General features: G+C 68.1%; 11 protein-coding genes. 7 read left to right on the top strand and 4 right to left on the bottom strand.

Annotated features, from left to right (window positions below; translation table 11 throughout):
• Positions 1-111 precede the first annotated feature (111 nt).
• Positions 112-4,665 carry a DNA translocase FtsK gene (locus HWX03_RS36990; RefSeq protein WP_244132740.1) on the bottom strand — a complete coding sequence of 1,518 codons (4,554 nt, stop codon included), beginning with the start codon at positions 4,663-4,665 and terminating at the stop codon, positions 112-114.
• A 177-nt stretch (positions 4,666-4,842) separates the two neighbouring features.
• Positions 4,843-5,388, bottom strand: coding sequence for an META domain-containing protein (locus tag HWX03_RS21830; RefSeq protein ID WP_175822320.1), 546 nt, complete (start codon positions 5,386-5,388; stop codon positions 4,843-4,845).
• A 216-nt stretch (positions 5,389-5,604) separates the two neighbouring features.
• Between HWX03_RS21830 and purT the strand changes: the two genes are divergently transcribed.
• From purT to HWX03_RS21810, 4 genes are all read left to right on the top strand, one after another.
• Positions 5,605-6,819, top strand: a complete 1,215-nt coding sequence (gene purT, locus HWX03_RS21825) for a formate-dependent phosphoribosylglycinamide formyltransferase (RefSeq protein ID WP_175872645.1) — start codon at positions 5,605-5,607, stop codon at positions 6,817-6,819.
• An 18-nt stretch (positions 6,820-6,837) separates the two neighbouring features.
• Entirely contained in the window at positions 6,838-7,023 is a 186-nt protein-coding gene (locus HWX03_RS21820; RefSeq protein ID WP_174389104.1) for a DUF6726 family protein, read from the top strand.
• A 94-nt stretch (positions 7,024-7,117) separates the two neighbouring features.
• Complete coding sequence (locus tag HWX03_RS21815) at positions 7,118-7,498, top strand: MliC family protein (RefSeq protein ID WP_175872644.1); 381 nt, start codon at positions 7,118-7,120, stop codon at positions 7,496-7,498.
• Positions 7,499-7,884: 386 nt separating this feature from the next.
• Entirely contained in the window at positions 7,885-9,480 is a 1,596-nt protein-coding gene (locus HWX03_RS21810) for a DEAD/DEAH box helicase (RefSeq protein WP_175872643.1), read from the top strand.
• 262 nt (positions 9,481-9,742) lie between these two features.
• Here the strand turns inward: HWX03_RS21810 and gluQRS are convergent, their stop codons facing one another.
• Together gluQRS and HWX03_RS21800 are read right to left on the bottom strand one after the other, a co-directional pair.
• Positions 9,743-10,639: a tRNA glutamyl-Q(34) synthetase GluQRS gene (gluQRS, locus tag HWX03_RS21805; protein ID WP_175872642.1), complete on the bottom strand. Its 897-nt coding sequence runs from the start codon at positions 10,637-10,639 to the stop codon at positions 9,743-9,745.
• A 25-nt stretch (positions 10,640-10,664) separates the two neighbouring features.
• Entirely contained in the window at positions 10,665-11,519 is an 855-nt protein-coding gene (locus tag HWX03_RS21800; protein ID WP_175872641.1) for a sulfurtransferase, read from the bottom strand.
• A gap of 216 nt (positions 11,520-11,735) precedes the next feature.
• Between HWX03_RS21800 and dnaE the strand changes: the two genes are divergently transcribed.
• Genes dnaE through HWX03_RS21785 form a run of 3 tightly spaced genes read left to right on the top strand, consistent with a single transcriptional unit; the run spans position 11,736 to position 18,186 of the window.
• A complete protein-coding gene (dnaE, locus tag HWX03_RS21795; protein WP_175872640.1) occupies positions 11,736-15,269 on the top strand; it encodes a DNA polymerase III subunit alpha in 3,534 nt (1,177 codons plus the stop codon).
• A 32-nt stretch (positions 15,270-15,301) separates the two neighbouring features.
• Positions 15,302-17,089, top strand: a complete 1,788-nt coding sequence (gene msbA, locus HWX03_RS21790) for a lipid A export permease/ATP-binding protein MsbA (protein WP_175822391.1) — start codon at positions 15,302-15,304, stop codon at positions 17,087-17,089.
• A 32-nt stretch (positions 17,090-17,121) separates the two neighbouring features.
• On the top strand, positions 17,122-18,186 hold the full coding sequence (locus tag HWX03_RS21785) for a glycosyltransferase family 4 protein (RefSeq protein ID WP_175872639.1): 1,065 nt from the start codon (positions 17,122-17,124) through the stop codon (positions 18,184-18,186).
• The last annotated feature ends 234 nt before the right edge of the window (positions 18,187-18,420 follow it).

The raw sequence follows: 18,420 nt of genomic DNA, 5'->3' as shown, positions 1-18,420 counted from the left end.
ATTCCCGGGCGATGCAAGAAGGGCGCTGCCGATGCAGCGCCCTTCGTATTTCAGGCGGCCGGTTTCACGACGCGCCCGTATCGACGAATCGCGGCCGGCGGGCCGCCGGCCTCAGTCGGCCGCGGCCGGCACGAGCACCTCGCGGCTGCCGTTGATGCCCATCGCCGACACGAGGCCGGCCGCTTCCATCTGCTCGACGAGCCGCGCCGCGCGGTTGTAGCCGATGCGCAACTGCCGCTGCACCGACGAGATCGACGCGCGCCGCGTGCGCACGACGAACGCGACGGCTTCGTCGTACAGCGGATCGGCTTCCGCATCCGGCGCATCGCCGAACAGGTCCTGCGTCGCGCCGTCGGCGGCCGGGCCGTCGAGGATGCCTTCCTCGTACTGCGGCTCGCCGAACTGCTTCAGATACTCGACGATCCGGTGCACTTCCTCGTCGGCGACGAACGCGCCGTGCACGCGCTGCGGGTAACCCGTGCCCGGCGGCAGGAACAGCATGTCGCCCATCCCGAGCAGCGACTCCGCACCCATCTGGTCGAGGATCGTGCGCGAGTCGATCTTCGACGACACCTGGAACGCGACCCGCGTCGGGATGTTCGCCTTGATGAGGCCGGTGATCACGTCGACGGATGGCCGCTGCGTCGCGAGGATCAGGTGGATGCCGGCCGCGCGCGCCTTCTGCGCGAGGCGGGCGATCAGCTCCTCGATCTTCTTGCCGGCGACCATCATCAGGTCGGCCAGCTCGTCGATCACGACGACGATCAGCGGCAGCTTCGACAGCGGCTCCGGGTCCTCGGGCGTCAGCGAGAACGGGTTGCCGATCTTCTTTTCCTTCGCCTCCGCGTCGCGGATCTTCTGGTTGAAGCCCGCGAGGTTGCGCACGCCGACGGCCGACATCAGCCGGTAGCGCTTCTCCATTTCGCCGACGCACCAGTTCAGCGCGTTCGCCGCGAGCTTCATGTCGGTGACGACCGGCGCGAGCAGGTGCGGGATGCCTTCGTAGACCGACAGCTCCAGCATCTTCGGGTCGATCATGATGAGCCGCACGTCTTCCGGCGTCGCCTTGTACAGCAGCGACAGGATCATCGCATTGATCGCGACCGATTTGCCCGAACCCGTCGTGCCGGCCACGAGCATGTGCGGCGCCTTCGCGAGATCGGTGACGACCGGGTGGCCGGTGATGTCCTTGCCCATCGCGATCGTCAGTTGCGACGGCGAATGCTGGTACTCGCGCGAGGCAAGAATTTCCGACAGGCGGATCATCTGGCGCTTCGCGTTCGGCAGCTCGAGGCCCATGCAGGTCTTGCCGGGAATCGTCTCGACGACGCGGACCGACGTGAGGCCGAGGCCGCGCGACAGGTCCTTCATCAGCCCGACGATCTGGCTGCCGCGCACGCCGAGCGCGGGTTCGATCTCGAAGCGCGTGATCACGGGGCCGGCCGATGCGCCGACCACCGTCACCGGCACCTTGAATTCCTGCAGCCGCTGTTCGATCACCTGCGCGGTTTGCGCAAGGTGTTCCTCGGTGATCGTTTCGACGTCGTCGGATGCGGGCTCGAGCAGGTCGAGCGTCGGCAGTTCGACGTTGAACGACGCGGGTGCGTGGAATTCGAACGCGTTCGGGCGCGGCGGGCGGGCGGGGGTGTCGACTGGGGCCGGTTCGGTTGCCTCGATTGCCTCGCTGGCCGGTGCGCCGATTGGCGGGGTAGCGGGCGATGGCGGTGCGGAAACGACGGTTGCCGGCGTGGGCGGGAGGTGCGCGGCGGGGACGGTGGTTGCCGGCGGTGCCGCGGTCGGCGTTGCGCTCACGTCATACGACATGGACCCGCTCGCCGACGACGCGGCAGGGGCGGGCTGTGTCATGAACGTCTGGGTTGCGACTGCGGCAGGGACGGACGCGATCGACGGAGCCTGCGTCGCAGCGGCCGCACCGATAAACGTCAGCGATCCGGCTGCAGCGGCAGGCGCGCCGGCGATCGGGTGAGTCGGAGTGGCCGCGGTCGTGGGCGTCGGCGCGATCGCGCTGAAGGACGGTGACGCCGAGGCGGACGCGGTTGGCGACACGGGCACGCTGATTGCCGGCTGCGGAGCGACTGCGCCCGATGAGCCGGAAGTAGCGAAGGTCGTCGTACCGGTCGACGTGGTTGCTGTGTCGGTTGGCAGCGTCGGTGCCGGCGCGGAAGACGATGCAGTGATGGGCGCGGACGTGAAAGTCGCGGGTGTTGCGGTGGCCGGTGCCGGCGTTACCGGCGCCTGCGCAGTCGAACCGAACGTCGAACCCGCCGCGCCGGTCGTCGATGGCGTCACGGCGGGTGCATCGGTCGATGCGGGCGTCGAAGCGCGGGACAGCGAACCGTCAGTCATGCCCGTGACATCGGCCGGCGATGCCGACGCGGCGGAAGTAACGGGTGGTGCCGATGCGGCCGGTTGCGACGGCGAAGCGGACGCCGTGCCGGTTACGCCGACCGGCGAAACTGCGGCGGCGACGGGGGCGATGCTCGATGCGGAGGCAGTCGAACCATGATCCGTGCCGGCCAGCGGCGATGCAGCGGCGGTCGAAGCCGTCGAGGTTGCGGCAAACGGCCGAACCGTCGGCGATTTCGGCAATTCCGCGGCGACGGTTGTCTGTGTCGCGGTGGGCTGCACCGTCGAAGGTGTCCAATACGTGGCGGCAGGCGTCGCGCCTTGAGCGACGGCCGACAGCGGTGCCGCCGGTTCCGCCTCGACCGGCTTGCCGGCTTCCGGTGCGGGAGGCGATACGGCCGGTGCGGAGGGTGCAGCAATCGACGGGGTCTCCGGAAGTGCGCGCACAGACGCTCCGGCGATCGACGAAGAGGGCAGGGCAGCGAACGGAACGATGCTGTCGGCCGGCTTCACGTCGGCGTGCGCATCGGCAGCCCCTTGACGCAAGGCCGGTGCGGCGCGATCGATTGCAGCCGCAGGTTGCGCGTCGTTCTTGTCGTCGATATCGACGGACCCGGTCGGCTTGCCGGTGCCGAGGTCGCGAACCGCCGCTGCATTGCCTGTTGGCGCGAAGGCTGAATGAGCGGATTCCGGTCGGGCGGTGTCAGCCAGCGACTCGGCGATCCGGTTTCCGGTCGACACGTCGAGCGCAGAAGCCGGCGGGCTGACGACATCTTCCCAAGGCGCGAGGTCGATGGGGGTGTCGAACGACGGCGCGGCAGCAATCCCGAATGCCGGCGCGGCGGACGCTTCGTCGATGTGATGGATCTCGTCGCCGGCGCGATGCGAGAACGCGGCATCGTCGATGCCGGTATTCGACCGTGCGTTCGGTTCGGCGTCCTCGAATGCCGGAGTGGGCAACTCGACACCCGGAGCATGCGCGATGCCGGATTCTGCCGGCATGAAGGCGTCGAGCACGATCGGCGCGCCGTCGTCGTAAGCGGACGCGGCATCGTGTTCGGCCGGGACATTGCTGTCCTGGGCTGCGATGCCATGCGCCGCGGAGACGAACGCGTTCGACGCGGCCGCCGATGCCGGCGCGGCCATGCTGCCTGCTGCCGCGGCTACGCCGGCCACGGCGACGGCTGCGGCCGCCGCGTGCGTTGCATCGGCCGACTGCGCGCCGCCCAGCGACGCCCATTGCGCGGTGCTGGCCTCGATCGAGCGCAGCGTGTCGTGAACGCTCGGCGCCGGCGTGATCGGCGCGGCCGGCTTCTCGGTCCACGCATAGAGCGGCGCGCGCGCCGGCGCGGGCGCCGCCGGGCGGCGTCGTGCCGCGTCCGGCGACTGGCCGGCTGCCGCCGTTCCTGCGACTGGGCGCACCGGCGGGCGCTGCGGCTGCGTACCGGCCGGTCGCGGCGTGACCGTGGCGCGCGGCGCGGTCGGCGTCAGCGCGGCGGTGGCCGGCCGCGCGGCGGTCGGGCGCGGCCGGACGGGTTCGAACCCGTCCGGAAGCGGAGCGGGCGCGGGGCGCGGCACTTGCGCATTCGCCGCGGCGCGCGCGAGGCTGGCGGTACTGCCGGTGGTCGGCGGCGGCATCGCGCTGGCCGGGATCGGCGCGGGCGGCGCAGGCGTGCGCTGCGGCGCGGTCGGCTTCAGCCAGCCGGACGGCGCGACGGGTTCCGCAAGCGGGCGCGGCGGTGTCTTGCCGCGCGGCTTCGGTCGCGCCTGCGGATCGGGTTTCCACACCGTCGGGCGCGAATACCGGCCGTTCTGGCGCGGCGCCATCGAGTTGACGGTGTGCGCGGTGGTCGGCTGCACGACGTCGTCGTCGCGATGCAGCGCGCTGCGCGGCAGGTCGGCGATCCCACGCGCGTCGTCGTCGCCGCCGTCGCGCGACAGCTTGACGCCGAACGACGTGTCGACCCACGCGGCGAACTGCCGCCAGCCGATGCCGCTCAGCCACGGCAAGCCGGCGAAGAACAGCACGACCATCGCGACCGGCGTGCCGATCGGGCCGAGCAGGTGGGCGAAGCCGGCCGAGAATGTATGGCCGAGCGCGTTCGTGTCGGGGCCCGACAGCGGGCTCGTCAGCGTGCAGCTTGCGACGAATACCGCGGCGAAGCCGAGCCACAGGCGGATCGAGCCGCGGCCGGCGAGGCCGCCGCCGCCGGGCAGCATCGCCTGCACGAGACGCCAGAAGAGAAGGAGGAACCAGACGGCGGAGATGCCGAACCAGCCGAAGACAACCGTGTGCATGCTTTGAAACAGGAGTGGGGAGGGGCGCGCGGGGCGCGACCCGCCGAGTTTAACCGGCCGGCGAACAAGACTCTAACGCGGCGTGATTTCGATTCACGCCGCGTGACGCACGTGGGTGGCACATGCGCGCGGCGCGCCACGCGAAGGCGGTCGGTCGGCCTTCGCGCGCGCCGTGCATCAGGGGCTCCGGTGCGTGAACGTCAGCGTTGCGCCGGCCTGGGTCACGATCTGCAATTGCTGGGGGGCGCGCATCTGCACGCCGGTCTTCTCGACGTGGGCGAGCGCGTCGAGGTACGCGGATTCGAGCTGGCCGCCGAGCGTGTTCGGGCAGGCCATCCGCGTGCCGGCGAGCGGGCCGAAGCTCAGCAGGCCGTTCTTGATCGCGTAGGTGCCCATGTAGCGGTTGCAGCCCGAGAACCCGCTCGCGCGCCGGATGCCCGAGTCGGTCGACAGCGCGAGCTTGATCGGCTCGCCGTTGTCGCCGTGCGGGATCGCGCGTTGCGTGCCGTCGGCGTTCACCCAGCTGGTGAGCTCCCAACTCGTGTCGTCGAGCAACTGGACGGCGGCCGGGTTGTACGGGTCGGGCGCGGGGGCGGCGGAATCGGGATGGGTCGGCATCGCACAGGCGGCGAGAAGCGTGGCAAGCGTCAACGCGCAGAGCGGCGCGCGCAACGGGCGAAGCAGGCCGGTGCGTGCGCGTGCGGCCGCGGACAGGTGGGACATGAGCCTCGTTCCTCTTCGGATTCTGATCAAGGCGTAAGAGTAACGCACCCGCCCTGCGGCAGGCGAGCCGACACTTCGCGCGTGAAAACGTTCGCAGGCCGCCCGCGCGCTTCGCGCGACCCGACGCGGGCGCGGCCAAACCGCCCAAACCGGCCCGGATGCCCGTGTTAACATCGAAGCCGTTTTCGTCCTCCAACAGAACCAGCGGGAAATCACATGCAGATCGGTCAGCGGCTCGGTACACCGCTTTCACCCTCGGCCACGCGCGTCATGCTGCTCGGCGCCGGCGAACTCGGCAAGGAAGTCATCATCGCGTTGCAGCGTCTCGGCGTCGAAGTCGTCGCGGTCGATCGCTATCCGGACGCGCCCGGCCACCAGGTCGCGCATCGCGCGCACGTGATCGACATGACGGACCCGGCCGCGCTGCGGGCGATCGTCGAGGCCGAGCGCCCGCACCTGATCGTCCCCGAGATCGAGGCGATCGCCACCGACGCGCTCGCGGCGATCGAGGCGGCCGGCCTCGCCGAGGTGATCCCGACCGCGCGGGCGACGCAGCTCACGATGAACCGCGAAGGGATCCGCCGGCTCGCGGCCGAGGAACTCGGCCTGCCGACTTCCCCGTATGCGTTCGCGGATTCGTTCGAGGCGTTCAGCGCGGCCGTCGCGAAGATCGGCATGCCGTGCGTCGTGAAGCCCGTGATGTCGTCGTCGGGCAAGGGGCAGTCGGTCGTGAAGACCGACGCCGACGTGAAACCCGCGTGGGACTACGCGATGGCGGGCGGGCGCGTGAACCACGGCCGCGTGATCGTCGAGGGCTTCGTCGATTTCGACTACGAGATCACGCAACTGACCGTGCGCGCGATCGACCCGGCGACGCTCGACACGCGCACCTATTTCTGCGAGCCGGTCGGCCACGTGCAGGTGGCGGGCGACTATGTCGAATCGTGGCAGCCGCAGCCGATGAGCGCGGCGGCGCTCGAGAAATCGCGCGAGATCGCGCACAAGGTGACCGAGGCGCTCGGCGGGCGCGGGTTGTTCGGCGTCGAGCTGTTCGTGCGCGGCGACGACGTCTGGTTCTCCGAGGTGAGCCCGCGGCCGCACGATACGGGCCTCGTCACGCTCGCCTCGCAGCGCCAGTCGGAATTCGAGCTGCACGCGCGGGCGATTCTCGGGCTGCCGGTCGATCCGGCGCTCGGCACGCCGGCCGCGTCGGCGGTGATCTACGGCGGGCTCGACGAGCGCGGAATCGCGTTCGAAGGCGTGCGCGACGCGCTCGCGGTGCCGGGCGCGGACCTGCGCCTGTTCGGCAAGCCGGAAAGTTTTGCGAAGCGGCGCATGGGCGTCGCGCTGGCGACCGGCGCGACCGTCGACGAAGCCCGCGAACGCGCGAAGCGTGCTGCCGCGGCCGTCCGGCCGGTGTCGGCGCGCTGACGGAACGAGGAGAAGAGGATGGCGTCGAGAGGGTTGCGTATCGGAAAGCTGGGCGTCGCGCTGGCGCTCATCGCGAGTCTCGCGGGCTGCGGCCTCGCGGCCGCGCCGTGCCGGGTGGCATCGGCGGGCCTCAAGATCGTGCCGCTCGTCGGCCATGTCGCCGCGGCGCCGACCGATGCGTGCGCGGATGTGATCGATCCCTGATTCCGGCAACCGGCGCGATTTCCCGCCAACCTTATAAACAATAACCGCGCGCCCTGCGACGGCGCGTTTTCACCCGTCTCGTGAGAGGACCTGCATGATTCGCCACACCCTCGCCGCGCTGGCGCTCGCCGGCAGCGCCGTTTCCGTCGCGCATGCCGCGCAACTGACCGTCGAAGAGATCGACGCCGACGCGCGCCAGCCAACCGTCTACCAGTGCGCGAACCACAAGTCGCCGGTGCGCGTGTCGTACTGGCTCGCGGGCAACGGCCAGAGCTTCGCGCTCGTGCCGGTCGACGGCAAGCAGATGCTGTTCGTCGACACGGTATCGGCGTCGGGCGCGCGCTACCAGGCCGGACGCTATACGTGGTGGACGAAGGGCAAGGAAGCGACGCTGCGCGACGAGATCGCCGACCCGAAGTCGCCGCCGCTGCTGGGCGACTGCGTGCAGGTCGAGAAGAAAAAGAAGAAGGGCTGAGCGGCGGGCGCGAGCGCGGAGCGTATTCGCTGCGGTGACCGGCTGTCGGGCTGACGGCTCGGCGCACGGGCTGGCGGCGGGCATGCTGGAGTGAGATTCCAGGATCGAGCCCCTAATATTGTTCACTGGCCGATACGAATAGCCCGATCGGCCAGTCACTCGGCCGCACGGGCCCGGACAGGCACGCCGCGCGAACCGCGGCCGCGGCCGTTCGCGGCGTTGTCACGGACAGATGCCCGCACGGTGCTACAATACGGCCCTTTCCGCCGGCATTCGCGCCGAACGGAGTCCGCACGGCCTGGCGTCCAGCGTTCGCATTGAACCGGTCCCAAGCGCCAGAGCGGCGCCGCGCGGCGCGCCGCGGCTCCGTCTATTTCCGAATTGTGATGAGCGCAGGCCCGGCCGGCCTGACGCACGATGTCCCCGCCGCGCCTTTTGAGCGAAACGCCACCATGTCCGATTCTGTCGCCAAGCCCGTCGACGCAACCTTCGACCAATTCGGCCTTGCCGCCGATATCCTGAAAGCCATTGCGGAGCAGGGCTATACGACGCCGACGCCGATCCAGGCGCAGGCCATTCCGGTCGTGCTCGCCGGCCGCGACGTCATGGGCGCCGCGCAAACGGGCACCGGCAAGACCGCGAGCTTCTCGCTGCCGATCATCCAGCGCCTGCTGCCGCACGCCAGCACGAGCGCGTCTCCGGCGCGCCACCCCGTGCGGGCGCTGATCCTCACGCCGACCCGCGAACTCGCCGACCAGGTCGCCGCGAACGTGCACGCGTATGCGAAGCACACGTCGCTGCGCAGCGCGGTGGTGTTCGGCGGCGTCGACATGAACCCGCAATCGGCCGAACTGCGCCGCGGCGTCGAGATCCTGATCGCGACGCCGGGCCGCCTGCTCGACCACGTGCAGCAAAAGACGGCGAACCTCGGCCAGGTGCAGATCCTGGTGCTCGACGAAGCCGACCGGATGCTCGACATGGGCTTTCTGCCCGATCTGCAGCGCATCCTGAACCTGCTGCCGAAGGAGCGTCAGACGCTGCTGTTCTCGGCCACGTTCTCGGGCGAAATCAAGAAGCTCGCATCGACCTACCTGCGCAACCCGCAGACGATCGAGGTCGCGCGCAGCAACTCGACGAACGCGAACGTCACGCAGATCGTCTACGACGTCGCCGAAGGCGACAAGCAGGCGGCCGTCGTGCAGTTGCTGCGCGATCGCGGCCTCAAGCAGGTGATCGTGTTCTGCAACAGCAAGATCGGCGCGAGCCGCCTCGCGCGCAATCTCGAGCGCGACGGCGTGGTCGCGTCGGCGATTCACGGCGACAAGACGCAGCTCGAGCGGATGCAGGCGCTCGACGCGTTCAAGCGCGGCGAGATCGAGGCGCTGGTCGCGACCGACGTGGCCGCGCGCGGCCTCGACATTGCCGAGCTGCCGGCCGTGATCAACTTCGACCTGCCGTTCAGCGCGGAAGACTACGTGCACCGGATCGGCCGTACCGGCCGCGCGGGTGCGACGGGCGACGCGCTGTCGCTGTGCAGCCCGAACGAGCGCAAGCAGCTCGCCGATATCGAGAAGCTGATCAAGCGTCCGCTCGAAGTGCAGACGCTCAGGATCGACAAGCCGGCGCGCCAGCGTCACGACGAGCGCGGCGGCGAGCGCACCGGCGAGCGCACCGGCGAGCGCACCGGCGAGCGTGGCGGTGAGCGCAGCAGCGAGCGCGGTGGCGAACGGGGCGGCCGGCGCGAGCGCGACGAGCATCGCGGTGCATCGGGTCGCCGGTCGGGCAGTTCCGAGCGTGGCGGCCATCATCGCCGCCACGAAGCGCCGGTCGACGATTTCTTCCTGAAGCCGTACGAGCCGTCGGCGTCGGCGAAGCAGCCGGACGACGCGCAGGCTGCGCAGCAGCCCGAGAAGAAAGGGCCGAAGCGCCAGGTCGCCGCGCTGCTCGGCGGGTTCGGCATGCCGCGCAAGCCGTCGGCGTAAGCCGGGCGGAGCGGCAGGGCGGCGCGCGAGCGCTGCCGGACAAACGGGTACATGCGACGAGCATGTGCCCGTTTTTCATTGGGCGACGCGATCGGGACGGGGCGTGCGCGCGGAGGTTGTCGCTTGCCGCGCGGGGTTGGATATTTCGATGCGGTGTCGCAGCGGACGTGGCGCTCAGGCTTCCGTCACGCTTTCATGCGATCGGATTCGACGCCGACGGGTACAGGAACGTAGTCGCACGGGCCGGTGTCGTGCCAGCGGGTCAACCGGCGCGCGGCCCGAAGCGACGCGCCCACGCGTCGGTCGCGGCCGCGTAGAACGCGTCGATCGTATGGCCCGGTAGATCGCCATCGTCCGACAGACCGAGATGCGCGGCCGCGGCCCGCAGCGCCGGCAGCGGATCGTTGCGTTCGAGCGCCGTCGCGCCGGTCTGCTTGCTGAGCTTTTCGCCGTTCGCATCGACGACGACCGGCACGTGCAGGTACTCGGGAGTCGGCACGCCGAGGCAGCGCTGCAGATAGATCTGGCGTGCGGTCGAATCGAGCAGGTCGGCGCCGCGCACGACGTGCGTGATGCCGGCGTCGGCATCGTCGACGACGACCGCGAGCTGATACGCCCATTGGCCGTCCGCGCGTTTGAGTACGAAATCGCCGACTTCGGTCGCGAGGTTCTGCGATTGCATGTGCTGCCAGCGATCGTCGAACGTGACGAGCGCGTCGGCGCCGTCGGGCACGCGCAGCCGCCATGCGCGCGCGGGCTTGCCGTGCAGGCCGGTGCGGCAGGTGCCCGGATACGCGAGCGTCGTGTGGCGTTCATGGGCGGCGCGCAGCGAATCGGCGATTTCCTTGCGCGTGCAGCCGCACGGATACACGAGCCCGGCAGCGACGAGCCGCGCGAGCGCGGCCGCATAGTCGGCATCGCGCGTGCTTTGCCACACGGGCGGCGCGTCGGGCGTCATGCCGAAATGCGCGAGCGTCGCGAGGATGTCGTCGGCCGCGCCGGGCACCGTGCGCGGGCCGTCGAGATCCTCGATGCGCACGAGCCAGGTGCCGCCGTGCGCGCGTGCGTCGAGCCAGCTCGCGAGCGCGCCGACCAGCGAGCCGAAGTGCAGCGGGCCGGTGGGCGATGGCGCGAAGCGGCCGCGATAGCCGTGGTTCATCGGCGGGGCGCGGTGCGACGCGCCGTTACGCGGCGCTGGCTGCCTGTGCGCAGGCCGGGCACGACTTGCCGGCCACGTAGCGCGGCGATTGTTGCGCTTCCGGCGTGACGACCGCGCGGCATGCGAAGCACGTGACGTTCTCGGTGGGCTGGAGCTGCGGATTCAGCGCGGTGCGGTAATCGAACACGAAGCAGTCGCCGTGGTAGTGCGCGCCGCCGACTTCCTCGAAGTACTTCAGGATCCCGCCTTCGAGCTGGTACACGTTGTCGATGCCGATTTCCTTCATGTGGATCGCGGCCTTCTCGCAGCGGATGCCGCCGGTGCAGAACGACACGACCGTCTTGCCTTCGAGGTCGGCGCGGTTCGCGTCGATCACTTCCGGGAATTCGCTGAACTTGTCGATCCGGTAGTCGAGCGCGTTGTCGAACGTGCCGACGTCGACTTCGAACGCGTTGCGCGTGTCGAGCATCACGACCGGGCGGCCCGTATCGTCGTGACCGCGGTCGAGCCACGCCTTCAGCGTGCGCGCGTCGACGAACGGCGCGCGGCCGAGCTCCGGCTTGATCGCGGGCTTCTTCATCGTGATGATCTCGCGCTTCAGGCGCACGAGCATGCGGCGGAACGGCTGCGAGTCGGACAGGCTTTCCTTGAACTGCAGCGTCGCGAACTTGCCTTCGAACAGCGGATCGTGGCGAATGTACGCGATGAACGCGTCGGCGGCTTCGCGCGTGCCGGCGACGAACAGGTTGATGCCTTCCGGCGCGAGCAGGATCGTGCCGCGCAGGCCGAGTTCGTTGCAGCGGGCGGTGACGAGCGGGCGCCATTGCTCGTTCGCGTCGAGCGAGACGAAGTGGTAGGCGGCGAGGTTGACGATGGTCATGATGGTCCGACGGGAAAACGGCTGCACGGCGGCCCGCAAAAAAGGGTGCGAAGCCGGGGCGTTGATTCGAAAAACCGTATTATCCCGCAAACGGCGCGGGCATCGGTACCCGGCCGATCGGCCAGCCGCGCGACGCGTCGCCGCGTGCATCGGCCGAACGGCCAAAGCGGGCATTTTTTGGGCTGCCTGCGCGGCGAGGCGGCTACAATAGCGCCCATGTCAGATCCTCGCTTCGTCCATCTTCGCGTTCACTCCGAATTCTCGATCGCCGACGGCATCGTGCGCATTGACGACATCGTCAAGGCGGCGGCCGCGGACGGTCAGGGCGCGCTCGCGCTCACCGATCTCGGCAACGCATTCGGTCTCGTCCGTTTCTACCAGGAAGCCCGCGGCAAGGGCATCAAGCCGATCGCCGGCTGCGACGTCTGGATTGCCAATCCCGATGACCGCGACAAGCCGTCGCGGTTGCTGCTGCTGGTCAAGGACAAGGTCGGTTACCTGAATCTCTGCGAGCTGCTGTCGAAGGCGTGGCTCACGAACCAGTACCGCGGCCGCGCGGAACTCGACGCGAGCTGGCTCGACGGCGAGCTCGCGCAGGGGCTGCTCGCGCTGTCGGGCGCGCAACAGGGCGATATCGGGCTCGCGCTGGCCGCGGGCAACGAAGAAGCCGCGCGCCGTCACGCCGAGCGCTGGGCGCGGGTGTTTCCGGGCGGCTTCTACATCGAGCTGCAGCGTTACGGCCAGCCGGGCGCCGAGGCGTATATCCAGCAGGCCGCGACGCTCGCCGCGTCGCTGAAGCTGCCGGTCGTCGCGACGCACCCGACGCAGTTCATGACCGACGACGATTTCACCGCGCACGAGGCGCGCGTGTGCATCTCGGAAGGCGACATCCTCGCGAATCCGCGGCGCCAGAAGCGTTTCACGACCGACCAGTATTTCCGCACGCAGGACGACATGGCCGCACTGTTCGCCGACCTGCCGTCGGCGATCGCGAACACGGTCGAGATCGCGAAGCGCTGCAACCTGAAGCTCGAGCTCGGCAAGCCGAAACTGCCGCTGTTCCCGACGCCGGACGGCATGTCGCTCGACGACTACCTGGTCCAGCTGTCGAAGGAAGGGCTCGAGACCCGCCTCGCGCAGTTGTATCCGGTCGAAGCCGAGCGCGACGCGCAGCGCGACACGTACTACAAGCGCCTCGAATTCGAGTGCGGGACCATCACGAAGATGGGCTTCCCCGGCTACTTCCTGATCGTGGCGGACTTCATCAACTGGGCGAAGAACAACGGCGTGCCGGTCGGCCCGGGCCGCGGCTCGGGCGCCGGCTCGCTGGTCGCGTACGCGCTCGGCATCACCGACCTCGATCCGCTGCGCTACAACCTGCTGTTCGAGCGCTTCCTGAATCCGGAACGCGTGTCGATGCCCGACTTCGACATCGACTTCTGCCAGCACGGCCGCGATCGCGTGATCCAGTACGTGAAGGAGAAATACGGCGCGGACGCCGTGTCGCAGATCGCCACGTTCGGCACGATGGCCGCGAAGGCGGCCGTGCGCGACATCGGCCGCGTGCTCGACCTCGGCTACATGTTCACCGACGGCATCGCGAAGCTGATTCCGTTCAAGCCCGGCAAGCACGTGACGATTGCCGACGCGATGAAGGAAGAGCCGCAGCTGCAGGAGCGCTACGACCACGAGGACGAAGTGCACCAGCTGCTCGATCTCGCGCAGCGCGTCGAGGGCCTCACGCGTAACGTCGGGATGCACGCGGGCGGCGTGCTGATCGCGCCGGGCAAGCTGACCGATTTCTGCCCGCTGTACACGCAGGGCGACGACGGCGGCGTGGTCAGCCAGTACGACAAGGACGACGTCGAAGCCGTCGGCCTCGTGAAGTTCGACTTTCTGGGTCTCACGACGCTGACGATCCTCGACTGGGCCGAGCGCTACATCCGCCGCCTCGATCCGTCGAAGGCCGACTGGTCGCTCGCGCAGGTGCCGCTCGACGATCCGGCCTCGTTCCAGATCCTGAAGAAGGCCAACACGGTCGCGGTGTTCCAGCTGGAAAGCCGCGGGATGCAGGGCATGCTGAAGGATGCGCAGCCCGACCGCTTCGAGGACATCATCGCGCTCGTGTCGTTGTACCGTCCGGGCCCGATGGACCTGATCCCGAGCTTCTGCGCACGGAAGCACGGGCGCGAGAAGGTCGACTATCCGGATCCGCGCGTCGAACCCGTCCTGAAAGAGACCTACGGCATCATGGTCTATCAGGAGCAGGTGATGCAGATGGCGCAGATCATCGGCGGCTACTCGCTCGGCGGTGCTGACTTGCTGCGTCGCGCGATGGGCAAGAAGAAGCCCGAGGAGATGGCCACGCATCGCGAGATCTTCGCCGAGGGTGCGGCGAAGAACGGCCTCACGCGCGAGAAGTCCGACGAGATTTTCGACTTGATGGAGAAGTTCGCGGGCTACGGCTTCAACAAGTCGCACGCGGCCGCGTATGCGCTGCTCGCGTATTACACCGCGTGGCTGAAAGCGCACCATCCGGCCGAATTCATGGCGGCCAACATGACGCTCGCGATGGACGACACCGACAAGGTGAAGATCCTGTTCGACGACTGCGTCGTGAACAACCTCGCCGTGCTGCCGCCGGACATCAACCAGTCGCATTACCGGTTCGAGCCGGTCGCGGAAGCCGACGGCAAGCGCTCGCGCACGATCCGCTACGGTCTCGGCGCGGTGAAGGGCAGCGGCCAGAACGCGATCGAGGAAATCCTGCGTGCGCGCGAGGAAAAGGCGTTCACCGACCTGTTCGACTTCTGCGAACGGATCGACCGGCGCGTCGTCAACCGCCGCACGGTCGAGGCGCTGATCCGCGCCGGCGCATTCGATTCGCTGAACCCGAACCGTGCGCAGTTGATCGCGTCGGTGCCGCTCGCGATGGAAGCGGCCGACCAGGCCGAAGCGAACGCGATGCAGGCCGGCCTGTTCGACATGGGCGCCGAGTCGCCGCATGCGCACGCGCTCGTCGACGAACCCGCGTGGGACGACAAGCGCCGTCTGCAGGAAGAAAAGGCCGCGCTCGGTTTCTACCTGTCCGGCCACCTGTTCGACGCGTATCGCGACGAAGTGCGCCGCTTCGTGCGGCAGAAGGTCGGCGACCTGAAGGAAGGGCGCGACAAGCTCGTCGCCGGCATCATCGCGTCGCTGCGCACGCAGATGACCCAGCGCGGCAAGATGCTGATCGCGCTGCTCGACGACGGCTCGGGCCAGTGCGAGATCACGATCTTCAACGAGCAGTTCGAGGCGAACAAGGCGTTGTTCAAGGAAGACGAGCTGCTGATCGTACAGGGGCAGGCGCGTAACGACGCGTTCACCGGCGGCCTTCGCTTCACGGCCGATACCGTGATGGATCTCGAACGCGCGCGCAGCCGCTATGCGCAGGCCGTGCGGCTGACGATGAACGGCAACGCCGATGCGGTCGCGTTGCGCCGCGTGCTCGAGCCGCACGTGTCGAAGGACGATCCGGCCGCGGCGAACGTGGTCGAAGCGCCCGCGCCGCGCGGCGGCGGCCGCGATGGCGGTCGGCGTCCGCAGGCGCCGCTGCCGAACGGGCTTGCAGTCCAGATCCACTACAGCAATGCGCGGGCGCAAGGCGAAATGCGCCTGGGCGACGCATGGCGCGTGAAGCCGAGCGACGTGCTGCTGACGGAGCTGCGCGCGGTGTTCGACGGCAGCGTCGTCGAAATTGTCTACTGAATGTCTTTCGATTCAAATTCCTTGAGGGCACCTTGAGCGTCAAGCCTACTCTTAGCAAACCCATAGGCGGGGAAGACGCATCGTCGCCTGTGGTCGTCGCGCGCCGTCTTTGGCCGTACCTGAAACCGCTCCTGTGGGTGATGGTGGCGGGCGTACTTGCGATGGCCGTCGTCGCAGCAACGGAAGCCGGGATTCCAGCGTTGCTCAAGCCGCTGCTCGACCGCGGCTTTGGCACCAAGGGTGACGTGAGCGCGAAGCTCTACGTGCCGATCGCGGTCGTTGGTCTCGCGCTTGTGCGTGCCGCCGCTCAGTACGCGTCCAATTATCTGCTTCAGTATGTGTCGAACCGGATCCTGCTCGATCTACGGATCGAGATGTTTAACCGGATGATCCACACCGGCGTGTCGTTTTTCCAACGCGAGACCGCGAGTACGGTGATCAATGCGGTCGTCTTCGAGGTCAACCAGGTTCTGAACGTATTGCTCGGCGTGTTGATCACGCTCGTGCGCGATTCGTTGACGGTGATCTTTCTGCTTGGCTATCTGTTCTACCTGAACTGGCGGCTGACACTGATCGTTGCCGTGTTGCTGCCGTGTATCGGCTGGCTCGTTGGCAAGATCAACCGGCGGTTGCGCCGGCTGAACCGCGAACACCAGATGCTGACGAACCAGCTGGCGTACATCGTCGAGGAGACCGTGGGTGGCTATAAGGTCGTCAAGATTCACAATGGTGAACAGTACGAAATCGGCCGCTTCAACGAATTGAGCCGGCGTCTACGCGGCTATTCGATGAGGATGATCGTGTCGGGGGGGCTTGCGCAGCCGCTCACGCAGTTTCTCGCGTCGATCGCGCTTGCTGTCGTGTTGACGATTGCCGTCGTGCAGTCCTCGAACGACCAGACGACGGTTGGTGGCTTTGTCGCATTCGTCACCGCGATGCTGCTGATCATTTCGCCGCTCAAGCACCTGATGGACGTGAACCAGCCGCTTCAGCGCGGGATGACGGCGGCCGAGTTGATCTTCGGCCTGATCGATGAACCACGCGAACCCGAAGGCGGCGGTAAGCCGCTCGAGCGGGCGACCGGCCGGGTTCGTTTCAACGACGTGTCGTTCGCGTATCACGCCGGCACCGGCAAGCCAACGCTCGACCGCGTGTCGTTCGACGTGGCGCCTGGCGAGATGGTCGCGCTCGCAGGGCCGTCAGGCAGCGGCAAGACGACGCTTGTCAACCTGATGCCACGCTTTTTCGATCCGACATCCGGAGAGATCCTCGTCGACGGCGTCGCGTTACCCGAGTACCGGTTACGTGACTTGCGTGACCAGATTGCGATGGTCAGTCAGGACGTCGTGCTGTTCAACGACACGATCGCGAGCAACGTCGCGTACGGGCAGAGCCCCGACCGCGAACGCGTGACGGCGGCGCTGCGCGCCGCGAATCTGCTCAGTACGGTCGAAGCGATGCCCGACGGGCTCGATACGCTCGTTGGCGACAACGGCATGCGCCTGTCGGGTGGCCAACGCCAGCGCCTCGCGATTGCGCGCGCGATCTACAAGGATGCGCCGATCCTGATTCTCGACGAAGCGACGTCGGCACTCGATTCCGAATCCGAGCGTCACGTTCAGGCGGCGCTCGAGACGCTGATGAAGGGCCGCACGACGCTAGTGATCGCACACCGGCTGTCGACGATCGAGCGCGCAGACCGGATTCTCGTGATGGACGGCGGCAGAATCGTCGAGAGCGGCAGCCATGCGGCGCTGCTCGAATCCGGTGGCCTGTATGCCCACCTGCATCGGATCCAGTTCCAGCAGGAGGCCGGGTGAGTGTCGTGCGGGCTCGTGTCGCGAGTGCCGGGATGAAGATCGGTCTGTCGGCCAATGCGCTGAAACACGGGGGCGGCCTCGAGCGCTACGCGATCGATATCGCGCGGGGAATGGCGGAGGCGGGCGTGACGCCCGCGTTCTTCGCGCGGTCCGTCGACGCGTCGATTCCGGAGGCGCGGCTCGTCGAGCCGCATCGGATCAACGTATCGTTCCTGCCCAGCAAGCTGCGCGACGAATGGTTCTCATGGCGGCTCCGCGGTGCACGCCGCGCGGCCGACGTTGATGTGCTGATCGGCTGTAATCGGGTCGTCTGCTCGGAGATCGCGATTTGCGGCGGCACACATCGAGGATTCTTGCGTGCGATCGGCCGAGCACCGGGCTATTTCGACCGGCGCCAGATTGCGCTCGAGAGCCGGCAGTACGCGAATGCGCGCTATGTTGTCGCGCATTCGCAAATGATGCGTGACGAACTGCGCACACTGTACGGCGTCGATGACGCCAGAATTCGCATGCTGTATCCCCCCGTCGATGCGCAGCGCTTCACACCTGTCGGCGACGATGAGCGCAAGGCGTTGCGGCGCCGCTTCGGTTTCGGCGAGCGCGACGTCGTGCTGCTGTTTCCGTCGAGCAGCCATGTGCGCAAGGGCTTGCCGCTGATCGAGGCTGCGCTGCAGGGTACGGACGCGTCGATCGTCGTCGCGGTGGCCGGCCGCCCGCCCGAGCGGACATCGGCACAACTGCGCTACATCGGCTACGTGAAAGACATCGAGGACGGATACCGCGCGGCGGATTACACGATTCTTGCATCGAAATACGAGCCGTTCGGGCTGGTCGGCATCGAGTCAGTTATGTGCGGGACGCCCGTGATCTTGCCGCCCACGCTCGGCTGCCATGACGTAATTGCGGACCCTGCGAAGCTGACGTTCGCGGCGGACGATGTCGATGCGCTGCGCGCCGTGCTGGTGACGGCCGCAAACCGTGTGCGAGCCGGCGACCGGGCCGCCGTCGCGCGCGACGCGGTAGGCTACGACCCAGGCGTGCGCCATCATGTCGAGCAATTGCTCGCGCTGGCCCGCGCGGCCTGGGCGCCGGCGTAGCGGCGTCCGGGCCCGCAAGGGGCAATTTGTCAGACGGCTTCCGGTTCGGGGGCGCGAAGGGGCGATGGTATACTCTGGCGACCTGTTTGGGTGGTGCGGCTGGCCATTCCGCTCCGGTGATTCGAGCCGGTTGGTCGGCGCGATTTGCTCCGTGCAAATACTTATTTAATTCACAATGATCATGGTGATTCGTGTGACGACTCGGCTGTTCGGCGGGCCGATGCGCGTCGCGAA

Source organism: Burkholderia sp. BCC0397 (assembly GCF_902832865.1).
Taxonomy (GTDB): domain Bacteria; phylum Pseudomonadota; class Gammaproteobacteria; order Burkholderiales; family Burkholderiaceae; genus Burkholderia.
This window is presented reverse-complemented; position numbering and strand designations above follow the sequence as displayed.